This is a genomic window from Clostridium chromiireducens, from assembly GCF_002029255.1.
Taxonomy (GTDB): domain Bacteria; phylum Bacillota; class Clostridia; order Clostridiales; family Clostridiaceae; genus Clostridium; species Clostridium chromiireducens.
Genome location: NZ_MZGT01000109.1, coordinates 1 through 11,146, shown reverse-complemented (window position 1 = coordinate 11,146; position 11,146 = coordinate 1). Strand labels below are relative to the sequence as shown.

Annotated in this window: 11 protein-coding genes; 6 read left to right on the top strand and 5 right to left on the bottom strand. The window is 32.3% G+C overall.

The window, feature by feature from the left end; all coding sequences use genetic code 11:
- Positions 1-249 precede the first annotated feature (249 nt).
- Positions 250-1,014 (top strand): SDR family NAD(P)-dependent oxidoreductase, encoded by a 765-nt coding sequence (locus CLCHR_RS22590; protein ID WP_079442159.1) that lies wholly within the window; start codon positions 250-252, stop codon positions 1,012-1,014.
- Between the two features lie 268 nt (positions 1,015-1,282).
- Here CLCHR_RS22590 and CLCHR_RS22585 read toward each other — a convergent pair whose 3' ends face one another.
- From CLCHR_RS22585 to CLCHR_RS22570, 4 genes are all read right to left on the bottom strand, one after another.
- Complete coding sequence (locus CLCHR_RS22585) at positions 1,283-2,626, bottom strand: CynX/NimT family MFS transporter (RefSeq protein ID WP_079442158.1); 1,344 nt, start codon at positions 2,624-2,626, stop codon at positions 1,283-1,285.
- 249 nt (positions 2,627-2,875) lie between these two features.
- Positions 2,876-3,115, bottom strand: a complete 240-nt coding sequence (locus CLCHR_RS22580; RefSeq protein WP_242966184.1) for a hypothetical protein — start codon at positions 3,113-3,115, stop codon at positions 2,876-2,878.
- Positions 3,116-3,263: 148 nt separating this feature from the next.
- Complete coding sequence (locus CLCHR_RS22575) at positions 3,264-3,461, bottom strand: hypothetical protein (RefSeq protein WP_242966183.1); 198 nt, start codon at positions 3,459-3,461, stop codon at positions 3,264-3,266.
- Between the two features lie 65 nt (positions 3,462-3,526).
- Complete coding sequence (locus tag CLCHR_RS22570) at positions 3,527-4,000, bottom strand: MarR family winged helix-turn-helix transcriptional regulator (protein WP_079442155.1); 474 nt, start codon at positions 3,998-4,000, stop codon at positions 3,527-3,529.
- Positions 4,001-4,139: 139 nt separating this feature from the next.
- Between CLCHR_RS22570 and CLCHR_RS25540 the strand changes: the two genes are divergently transcribed.
- Positions 4,140-4,268 carry a hypothetical protein gene (locus CLCHR_RS25540; protein ID WP_278337027.1) on the top strand — a complete coding sequence of 43 codons (129 nt, stop codon included), beginning with the start codon at positions 4,140-4,142 and terminating at the stop codon, positions 4,266-4,268.
- 310 nt (positions 4,269-4,578) lie between these two features.
- On the opposite strand, the gene CLCHR_RS22565 is transcribed toward CLCHR_RS25540, so the two are convergent.
- Entirely contained in the window at positions 4,579-5,475 is an 897-nt protein-coding gene (locus CLCHR_RS22565) for an ankyrin repeat domain-containing protein (protein ID WP_079442154.1), read from the bottom strand.
- Positions 5,476-5,951: 476 nt separating this feature from the next.
- On the opposite strand from CLCHR_RS22565, the gene CLCHR_RS22560 reads away from it, so the two are divergent.
- The 4 genes from CLCHR_RS22560 to CLCHR_RS22545 all read left to right on the top strand — a co-directional run bounded on the left by CLCHR_RS22560 (position 5,952) and on the right by CLCHR_RS22545 (position 11,041).
- Positions 5,952-6,629, top strand: coding sequence for a response regulator transcription factor (locus CLCHR_RS22560; RefSeq protein WP_079442153.1), 678 nt, complete (start codon positions 5,952-5,954; stop codon positions 6,627-6,629).
- 1 nt (position 6,630) lies between these two features.
- Positions 6,631-7,632 (top strand): sensor histidine kinase, encoded by a 1,002-nt coding sequence (locus tag CLCHR_RS22555; RefSeq protein WP_079442152.1) that lies wholly within the window; start codon positions 6,631-6,633, stop codon positions 7,630-7,632.
- Between the two features lie 134 nt (positions 7,633-7,766).
- Positions 7,767-8,450: an ABC transporter ATP-binding protein gene (locus CLCHR_RS22550; RefSeq protein WP_065416982.1), complete on the top strand. Its 684-nt coding sequence runs from the start codon at positions 7,767-7,769 to the stop codon at positions 8,448-8,450.
- On the top strand, positions 8,447-11,041 hold the full coding sequence (locus CLCHR_RS22545) for an ABC transporter permease (protein WP_079442151.1): 2,595 nt from the start codon (positions 8,447-8,449) through the stop codon (positions 11,039-11,041). Before CLCHR_RS22550 ends, CLCHR_RS22545 begins: the two co-directional genes overlap by 4 nt.
- Positions 11,042-11,146: the final 105 nt, after the last annotated feature.

Here is an 11,146-nt window from a genome sequence, read left to right as displayed (position 1 = left end):
GTAAATATCATATATATTATTTTTATTAATCCCGGAAAATTTATTTGAAAAAAGCTTGACCTAGATATATCTCTAGGTATTAACATGAGTATAAATCATATGAAATTAATTTTTAAGTGACTTATATCTTCTTGGATTAACATTAAAATTGATGACTAAGGTAATACTAGCTTTGAAATATAAGTAGCAGTATGAATAATGAGATATTAATTTCGAAATGGTTAATAAATATTTAAAGGAGAAATTTTTATGAATACAAATAGTAAAATTGCATTAGTTACAGGTGGAAGTCGTGGAATTGGCAGAGATTCTGCAATATCATTATCTAAAAAGGGAATAGATGTAATTATCACTTACAATAATAAAAAAGAAAAAGCAGATGAAATTGTAAAAGAAATTGAAGCAAATGGTGGTAAAGGTGCTGCTATTCAGCTAGATGTAAGTAATATATCTTCCTTTGATTCCTTTGCATCTAAGTTATCAGATGTTTTAAAGGATAAATGGAATAGAGAGCACTTTGATTTTTTAATTAACAATGCTGGAATTTCAAACCATACTCCTATTTTAGAAGTTACAGAAGAAGAGTTTGATAAAATAGTTAATGTACATTTTAAAGGAGTTTTCTTTTTGACACAGAAACTAATTCCTCTTATTGCTGACAAAGGCGGAATTGTAAACACTTCAACAGGATTGACACGTTTTACATCCCCAGGTTCTGGACTTTATGCTGCTGCAAAAGGTGCAGTAGAAGTCTTTACTAGATATTTGGCTAAAGAATTAGGAGCTAGAGGTATAAGAGCGAATACTATAGCCCCTGGAGCTGTTAACACTGAATTTAGTGGAGATACTTATATTAAAAATCCAGGTTTGAAAGATACAATTGGTTCTTATGCTGCACTCGGAAGAATTGGAGAAGCTTCTGATATTGGAGGGGTTGTGGCTAGTCTATGCACAGATGAAATGGGATGGGTTACCGGTCAACGTATTGAAGCATCTGGCGGTATGTTACTATAATTAAAAATATTTATATTTAGAATATTTAGCGGCTATTGCTTAGTAAGGGTAATAGCCTTTAAAAATTTTTAATAGATTAGTAATGAAGAGATTTGGGAAAATCTGAATGCTACTTATGCTTCAGAGAATCTAATAAAATTTCAAGTGAGAATATAATAAACTTCTCTTTATCTGATTTTAGTAAGAGATATTTTAACATAGATAAGACATAGAGTGATATAAGAATATCTTATTACTCTATGTCTTATTTTTGATTCAAAATAGTTTATTATAAGTAATCTAAATTAGAAATAGAATATTTACGTGTGACGTTATTATCAACAGTTGTATTTATATGCAGATCGCGTGATGCACCCAGCCCAGCAAACAAGCATAATGCGGAAGCACTGATTAAGACAATAAATGGTAATTCCCAGTTGTTAGCTGCATCATGTAAAAAACCAAAAAGCATCGGCCCAAAAGCAGCGAGTAGGTAGCCGATTGACTGTGCCATGCCGGACAATCTTGCCGCTTCATCTGCATTTCTTGTACGAGAACTAAAAAATATCATAGCCAGGCAAAAAGTAAGTGTTCCGCCAATTCCTAACATAATCATCCACAGGAATGTAAGCCCTGTCCATTTTAAGAATATGCCCAAAAGTCCCACCAAAACAAATAGAGAGGCAATGATAACTAATGGACGTTGATTGGCTTTACGCTCAGCAAGGACAGAACCCCAAAATGATACAGGGAGCGATACCAATTGATAAAGGGAGAGCATCCATCCTGCTTTGTCTGAATTTATACCCTGCTGGATTAAAATAGCAGGCAACCATGCAACCATGCAATAGAGTAGCATAGACTGTAATCCCATATATACCGTTACCTGCCATGCCAAAGTAGATTTCCATAGATTAACCTTATTAATGACATCTCCTTTAATGCTGTCTATTTCATTTTTTTCTTCATGGACGTTTTTTACTTTTGTTTTAATGTCATTATCAATCGTTCCTTTAACAATGGACATTTCTTGCTTTCTACGTATTATTTGAGGTATCCAGATGATAATGGATAAGAAACTAAGTGCAGCCCAAATGCTTAACGCTCCGCTCCATCCCAATCTCGATTTTGCAGCAACAGGGACGCTGATACCGGATGCTATCGCCCCAAAAAGGCCCATAGAAGCAGTATAGATGCCAGTTATCAAACCGACCTGTTTAGAAAATTCATGTTTGATTAGACTTGGTATCAGCACATTGCCGGCAGAAATGGACAATCCAAGGATTAATGTTCCCAGAAATAGTCCCAACCCACCAAACAATGAACGCAATATAATTCCGAAAGTCAGAAAAATAAGTGACCAAAGCAGCACCAATTTAGTTCCATATTTTCGCGCCAATCGTGGAGCGAAAGGTGAGAATCCTGCAAAAGCGAATAGCGGAAGAGTTGTAATCATACCTGCTAATGTATTTGAAATATGTAAGCTACCACGAATTTGATCGACCAATGGGCCAACCGCTGTTAAAGGTGAACGCAAATTTGCTGCAATAAATGCAATTCCTATTATCAGCATTATAGGTGTATTTCTTTTTGAATATAGGTTCTTTTCATGTTCGTTATGTAATTGCTTCATTTATATAGTCTCTCCTTAAAATGTGATATGTTCTTTTTTGCATTAATTATTATATTTAGAGTATGTCATTGCATCGTTTTAAATGGTGAAAATAATACCTTTAATTTATTTAAAACTTTTTAATATTCTTCCTTTGAGAGAATTGACTTTTTCCTGGAAGAATAACTCATGTTTTAATACATGATTAATCTTATAAGCATAAATTATAGGTAAAAGGAGTATGGTTGCTATACGCTTGAATACAATTGGTTATTCATCTTGCGTTTTTAAGGGGTTATTAATTTTATTATTTTCAAACTTGCTATTAAAACCATTGACTGGTGGAAATATTGGACATTCATATGGGTAAAAACCAAAGAAAACACATGCGGCTAAAGAATTATAGATAGCCCATAAGCTCAATTCAGCAGCCCATAAACTTCGTTCATCAGTATCAAGTATTTTACGTTTATACTTTTGCTCAATTACTTCACTATTATTAGAACTCATATATAGCCTTGATGATTTTTTCTTTTTGATGCTAATACCTCCTAACTTAATTATACTAAAAGTGTGTATGGCAACCATACGCTTGAGTATAATTGATTATTCATCTTACCTTTTTAAGGGTTTGTCAATTTTATTATTTTCCAACTTATTATTTATTAAAAAAATTGAATGGTGGAAATATTGGGAATCTATATGAGCAAAAGCTAAATGGAACGCATGAGGCTAAAGAATTATAGATAACCCATAAAGCCCTTTCATCAGCTTCAAGTATTTGTTTATACATTTGCTCACTTACTTCATTATTATCAGAAGCCATATATGGCTTTGATGATCTTTTTCTTTTCATGTTAACACCGCCTAACTTAATAATAATAAAAATGTGTATAGTAACCATACACTTGCTTAAAATTTTTACTCATCAAAATTTTCGTTAAAAAATTTAACCTTGTTTATCAGCTTTGACAAAAAGTTTGACAAAAACTCCAATTCATGTTCGGAGGCATTTTGTAGTTCATCTTCAACCATATTATTTACAATAGAATGATAGAGCATATGGTTGTTATGAGCTTTTTTACCTTTTTCAGTCAGACTTAATGAATATCTAGATAAATTAAGATCATCAACTTCTTTTATAACCAGAGCCTTTCTCTCTAGCTTTTTGAGAATTTCGGAAACAGATCCTTTTGTTACTCCTAGAATATCGGCAAGTCCACCCACATGAATGCCAGGATGTTCGGCAATGACCTTTATTACATGTATTTCAGAGTGAAAAATCGGCACATCCGTTCCGAAGTAGCGAGTCTTTTTATCAAGGTCAGTCAAAGCAAACCCTAACTCCAGAGAATCATATGCAATTTGATGTTTGTTGTTTATATATTTATCCATGTCAATAGTATATGGTTGCTATACACTTTTGTCAAGTCAGTATTGAATTAATTTTTTTATATAGTGAAGAGACGATATATAATAGGGAAAGGCTAAAAAAACTGCCTTTGTAAAGTAATACTCTCTTTATTTAAAGCATATGAAAACAGCATTAAGAAATCAATTTGGATTTGATTCACAAGATGCATGCTTAGATTATTATGTCAGGGGAGCATATGATCAATTCATAGCAAATTATTATCAAGGGTGTAAGTCATACGGCTTTTGAAGTTAACTTGGGTATTTGATTAGAAAAACAGTGTTGGAAAGGGTTGGGATAATTTAGGGAAGGCTTCGAATGAAGAGATTAATATAAAGATTAATACGTGAGCGGTTCTTACATTTTTAGCAGAAGAGCAAAAGCATGAGCTAAATAAAAAAGAATAACCACAAAAAAAGTGGTTATCCTTCTAATAGGTTTCCCTCACTGTCAAGAAACAAGTAGCTCATAGTACTTTTTGGGTCTTCCTTAGCAAAAATATAGCTACTACATAATTAACACACAGTTAACTATGTAGTAACTTTTTTCTCAAGATATTTTATTTAGTGCTATACTCGTTTAAAATACTCCCAATCTTATTATAGTATTCATTCCCGCTATTCCCATCATATACATTATATTGTTTTGCTAATGTAAGAAGATCTTGTAAAGTGGTTGTCTTAGTGTTAATTAAAGCACCATTCTCTAATAAATTCTTTATAATAGCATAGCTTGTCTCATCGGCAGGTTGATTGCACGCATATGCGAGAGCTGTCTTGCCTTTGTTATCGGCAGCATTAACATCTGCCCCATTTTTAATTAGAATATCTACAATTTTATCGTTTGAATGATTAGGATACTTGGTCGCTATAATAAGCGGAGTACATCCATCTGATGATGATTTATGATTTACATCAGCATTGTTATCTATAAGTAATTTTACAATGTCATACTTTTCTTCCTTATTTGCAGCATACATGAGAGGTGTATATCCTACATCTTTTTGATCTATATATTCTTTAATCTCTATATCCACTGTGCACTTATGTTCTATAAGAAGTTTTGCAATATCATAGTTACCTTCTTCTGAACACGCAGATGTTAATGCAGTATAATTAAGTCCATCGTTCTGGTCTGGGTCAGTTCCTCTATCTAAAAGCTGCTTTACACCTGCTAAATCTCCCCTGCCCGCAACTGCTGGTAGTGTCTGCTTATACTGTGCCACATGATAGTTGCCGTACATAATCATACCCCCAAAAGCTACCGGAACCGCAAACATTACTAATCCAGCTAGTAGTACAATGATTAATAATATACGAATTATTAATTTTGTTTTTTTACCTTTCTTTTTCTTATATCGCCTGCATACTATAAGTCCGATTATTGACGGTACAGTTAAAAGAAAACTGGTAAAGAATAAAATCCCCATAAAAAAAATAAAACCTGTTGCTACCATTTATCTTACCTCACATATTATAAATCTTAACCCTATACTGGATATTTTGTCAATATAAGATAAAAGAGAGAATCTAGTTTAAGCTAGGTTTTAAGGCAGAACCGTTGCTTATAATAAGTGAATGCGAAAGTTATTAAAATTGGAGAATAGAGCAGGGGCTAGGTACGCTTCGCCTCCACCATAAAACCCACGACCATTTGTATGTGGCTTAAATAGCTACTTACAGGTGGTCGTGGGTTTTATTGTCACGGAGAGCACTACAATCAAATCTATAAAAATTTAATCTCTTTTTTATTTTGCAGTGATGGAAAAAAGATACTACTATATAAAGAAATTAAAATTATTAAATTGCAGTTGTTTTAGTTACTTTTTAGGAGACTAGAATAATTGCAATTTTTGTTTTATTACAATTTAGTCACTTAAAAATCGTATAGGCTGTTATAATAATGTTAAATCTATAAGAGAGGTGATATAACTTGAAGATTTTACTAGTTGAAGACGATAAAATTATTGCATCTGGACTAGAATATTCCTTGAAGCAGGAGGGGTTTGATACAATGGTTTGTTATGATATTTCCTCAGCTAAGGGTGTTATAAAAGATAATAAATTTAATCTATGCTTATTTGACTTATCCCTGCCTGATGGAAGTGGATATGAACTATGTAAGATAGTTAGAGAAAAAGATGATACACCTGTCATATTTTTAACTGCTTGCGATGATGAAGTTAATGTAGTAATGGGACTTGATATTGGTGCAGATGATTATATAACAAAGCCTTTTCGTATCAGAGAACTTATTTCTCGCATAAGGTCTGTAATACGCAGATATGGTAAGGACAGCAGTTCAAAAGCAATATTAGAATTAAATAATATTCGCATTAATACTCTTGATGCAAAGGTATATAAAAATGATGCAGAAATTACCTTAACAGCGCTTGAGTATCGTATATTGCTAATCTTTGCAAATAATCCAGGGCAGGTTTTATCAAGGAATCAAATCTTAGAGGGAATATGGGATGTAGCAGGAGATTTCGTAAATGATAATACGCTAACGGTTTACATAAAAAGGATAAGAGAAAAGCTGGAAGATGATCCACAAAAGCCTACAATTATAAAGACAGTCAGGGGTTTGGGATATAAGGTTGGTGATTAAAATGATAAGAAATAGAGAGGTTAGAGTATACTTTATTATTGCTTTTATAGTATCTACGATAGCAGCAGCCTGTATTTTTTTCTTGAATGTTCTAGCAGGAATAATTTCTTTTATAGCCTTTGTTATCTTGTTTGTTAGTAGTTTTTGGTTTATTAAAAGAGAATATGGAGAGCTTGAGAAACTCTCTGGTTATTTGAGGCGTATTTGCAATGGAGAGTATTCACTGGATATTAGAGATAATGAAGAGGGAGAACTAAGCATTCTTAAAAATGAGATTTATAAGGTAACTCTTATGCTTTCAAAGCAAGGGGAACTTCTTAAAAAAGAGAAAATGCAGCTTGCTGATGCAATATCGGATATATCCCATCAGCTGAAGACACCGCTTACATCTATGAGAGTTATGTCAGACTTATTAAGCGATAATGACCTAGAGGCGGAAAAAAGAATTGAATTTACTAATAATATTGAAATGCAACTTGATCGTATGCAGTGGCTGTTAACTTCTTTACTGAAGCTATCTAAAATAGATGCTGGAACGGTGAGCTTTAAAAAGGATAGAGTAGCTGTATCAGAACTAATTAGAAAATCAACTGAGCCTCTTCTGATTCCTATAGAAATTAAGAATCAAACACTAGTGATAGAAGGCGGTAGTAATGTAAGCTTTATTGGAGATTTATACTGGACTACAGAGGCTTTAATCAACATAATAAAAAATTGCATAGAGCATACTGGAGAAGATGGAAGAATATCTATCTTCTTTGATGAAAATCCTTTGTTTACAGAAATAAAGATCTTAGATAACGGAAGCGGAATAGAAAAAGAAGATTTACCATATATTTTCAAGCGATTTTATAAGGGCAAAAATGCAGGTGAAGATAGCGTGGGAATAGGTCTCGCTATGGCTAAAACCATTGTTACAAGTCAAAATGGAGATATAAATGTAAGCAGCAGGAAAAATGAGGGGACATGTTTTATTATAAAATTTTATAAGATAACGGTATAAAGGATAGATATTTATATCAAACAAAATTTAAAGCTTAAAAATTCATAAGTGACTAAATTGTAATAATAAAGTCACTGTAAAGTCATCTGAACTATATATACTAAAACCATGATAAAAAACTTGGAGGTTTTAAGATGGAAATACTAAGAATAGAACACTTATCTAAGGTATATGGCAGTGGGGATACTGCGGTAAAGGCACTTAATGATGTATCCTTTTCAGTAGAAAAAGGAGAATTTGTCGCAATTATTGGACCATCAGGTTCAGGAAAATCAACTTTGCTTCATATGCTTGGAGGAGTAGATAGACCGACTAGTGGTAAGGTCTTAGTAGATAATACTGATATTTATAATTTAGATGAAACACAGCTAGCTATCTTTAGGCGCAGACAAATCGGACTTATATATCAATTTTATAATCTTATTCCAGTACTCAATGTAGAAGAAAATATTACTCTCCCACTACTGCTTGATGGACACAAAGTAGATAAGAAGCAGTTTGATGAGATAATAAAAATACTTAACTTAGAGAAAAGGCTCAATCATTTGCCTAACCAACTTTCTGGTGGACAACAACAAAGAGTGTCTATAGGAAGAGCTCTTATAAGTAATCCAGCTATAATGCTTGCTGATGAGCCAACTGGAAATCTAGATAGTAAGAATAGTAGTGAAATAGTTGATTTATTAAAAATGTTTAACAAAACTTTTAACCAAACCCTTATAATAATTACTCATGATGAGCGTATTGCATTACAAGCTGACAGAATCATAGCAATAGAAGATGGTGAAATTAAAAAGGATGAGGTGGTTCGCTCGTGAATATAATAAATAAATTGACTTTAAGGCATTTAAGATTAAATAAAAAGAGAACAATTGTAACTATAATAGGTGTAATTATCTCAGCGGCAATGGTAACTGGTGTGGCTACTCTCGTAGTTTCTTTTATGGATGTAATGCAAAGACAAAGTATAGCCAATGAAGGGGAGTGGCATGTTGTCTATAAAGATATTGATAACGTTCAACTCCAATCAATAAAAAGTGATAAAAATACGAAGAATGTTATTTTGAGTAGGGATTTAGGATATGCATTGTTAAATGGAAGTAAAAATGTTAGTAAACCTTACTTATTTATACAGGAGTACAACAAAGAAGGTTTTAGGAAGTTTCCAGTTGAATTAAGTAAGGGAAGGCTCCCAGAAGCTACAAATGAAGTTGTAATTTCAGAGGACATTATAAACAATGCTAAAGTTAACTACAAAATAGGAGATACTCTAACTGCTGATATTGGAAAGAGATATTCCGACAATAGAGTTTTGACACAGAACGATTATTTTCAAAAGAATAAAGATACTCTTGGAGAAACTTTAACAAAGGAAAATACAAAAACTTATAAAATTGTAGGTATAATAAAGCGCCCTAAGTTTGAGCCCACATGGGCTCCAGGTTTTACAGTACTTGGTTATGTAGATGAAAATAATGTTACTTCGAAGGAAAAAGAAAATGCATTTGTAATATTAAAAAGTATTAACAGAGGACTATTTGATTATGCAAAAGATATAGCAGTACAAAATAAAATAAAAACAGTAGAGTTTAATAATAGCTTACTTAGATATCATGGAGTTGTTAAGGATGATTCAATGCATAATATGATTCTTGGTCTATCCGCTATAATGATTATAATAATAATGGTTGGATCTATTTCGCTCATATATAATGCTTTTGCTATTTCTGTATCAGAACGTTCAAGGTATTTAGGAATGCTATCAAGTGTAGGAGCTACTAAAAGACAAAAGAGAGATTCAGTGTTTTTTGAAGGAGCAGTTATAGGAGTAATAGGTATTCCAATTGGAATTATTTGCGGATTTTTAGGTATGGGCCTTACGTTCCTATGTGTAAACTCTATGATTAGGGGGGCGTTGGGAGTTACTGAAAACTTTAGGGTAGTAGTATCGCCGTTAATTGTTATTGCTGCCATTGTAGTTTCTGCTCTTACTATACTAATATCAACATATATTCCTGCAAAAAGAGCTTCAAGTATATCTGCTATCGATGCTATTCGCCAAACCTCGGATATAAAATTAACAGGTAAAGAGATAAAAACTTCAAGGTTTACAGAAAAAGTGTTTGGTATTGAGGGAAATATAGGACTTAAGAATTTAAAAAGAAATAAAGGTAGATATAAGGCAACAGTATTTTCTTTGACTATCAGTATGATATTGTTTTTAAGTGTAAACTCTGTTACTTCCGATTTAAAGAAATCTGTTATTTTAAGTCAAGATGGAATAAACTTTGATATAAATGTATTGATAACAGGTAAAAATGCAGAGGAAAAAAACAATACAGTTAAAAAAATAAGCGCTCTTGATACCATAAAAGAGCTCAACAAAGTAAATACTTTTGATGCAAAGGTATGGATTAATGAAAACTCCATGGCAGACTACTTGAAAGGTGACGACAAAAGTATAATGAAAAATGGAGCATATCCTTATAGTGTTAATGTAAACGCATTAGATAACGAAGCTCTTAAAATATATGCAAAAGAAGTTGGAGTAGATTTTAACTTATTAAAAGATACAAATAAAATTTCTGCAATAGTTATTGATACAGTTAAATATAAAGATATGCAGACTGAAAAATATGTTCAAACAAAGGCAGTAAAAGTAAATAAGGGAGAAAAGCTAGATTTACTTTATCATAGCTTTGAACCAGAAAAAGATGAGCCGCTAACATCAGTAGAAATAGCAGCTACTACAGATAAATTACCGACAGGAGTTTTTTCTCTAGAAGCAAATCCAGAATTTAACATTATAGTATCTAGAGAAGTATTTGATAAAATAATAGGTGCTCGTGGGAATATAGTTGAAAGCATAGATACAAACTTATTTATAAAGAGTAATGATCCTGTAACACTTCAGACAGATATTGAAACTATTATAAATGCTGGAGGTGACAATAGAATGTCTATTCAAAATGTATTTATGAATAGACAAAGAGAAAATCAGATCATTGTACTTATGTCAGTTTTTGGATATGGATTTGTTGCACTAATTATAGCTATCTGCGTTGCAAATATACTTAACACAATATCCACTAGTGTTGCTCTTAGGAAGAGAGAGTTTGCCATGTTGAAATCTGTTGGAATGACACCAAAAAGCTTCAATAAAATGATAAACTATGAAAGTATATTCTATGGCATTAAATCACTTGCATATGGACTTCCAGTAAGCATTGGAATAATGTATTTAATTCATAGAATAATCATGGGAAAATTTAATTTTAATTTTATTCTTCCATGGGTAAGTATTTTATCAGCTGTAGTTTCTGTATTTATAATTGTGGGGGTAGCAATGCTTTATTCTAGCTCAAGAGTAAAAAGGGAGAATATTATAGATGGCCTCAAGAGTGAATAGTATCAATACAATTATTTAATATCTATGATAAAAAGTTAGTTAGCTATAAAATAAGAAAAAGCTTTGGAGAATATCCATAGCTTTTTTATTTGATTATACTAATAC

Bases quoted from the DNA above. Each gene is read 5' to 3' on its own strand.
- CLCHR_RS22590 (WP_079442159.1), top strand. From the start codon at position 250: ATGAATACAAATAGTAAAATTGCATTAGTTACAGGTGGAAGTCGTGGA.
- CLCHR_RS22585 (WP_079442158.1), bottom strand. From the start codon at position 2,626: ATGAAGCAATTACATAACGAACATGAAAAGAACCTATATTCAAAAAGA.
- CLCHR_RS22580 (WP_242966184.1), bottom strand. From the start codon at position 3,115: ATGAGTTCTAATAATAGTGAAGTAATTGAGCAAAAGTATAAACGTAAA.
- CLCHR_RS22575 (WP_242966183.1), bottom strand. From the start codon at position 3,461: ATGAAAAGAAAAAGATCATCAAAGCCATATATGGCTTCTGATAATAAT.
- CLCHR_RS22570 (WP_079442155.1), bottom strand. From the start codon at position 4,000: ATGGATAAATATATAAACAACAAACATCAAATTGCATATGATTCTCTG.
- CLCHR_RS25540 (WP_278337027.1), top strand. From the start codon at position 4,140: ATGAAAACAGCATTAAGAAATCAATTTGGATTTGATTCACAAGATGCA.
- CLCHR_RS22565 (WP_079442154.1), bottom strand. From the start codon at position 5,475: ATGGTAGCAACAGGTTTTATTTTTTTTATGGGGATTTTATTCTTTACC.
- CLCHR_RS22555 (WP_079442152.1), top strand. From the start codon at position 6,631: ATGATAAGAAATAGAGAGGTTAGAGTATACTTTATTATTGCTTTTATA.
- CLCHR_RS22550 (WP_065416982.1), top strand. From the start codon at position 7,767: ATGGAAATACTAAGAATAGAACACTTATCTAAGGTATATGGCAGTGGG.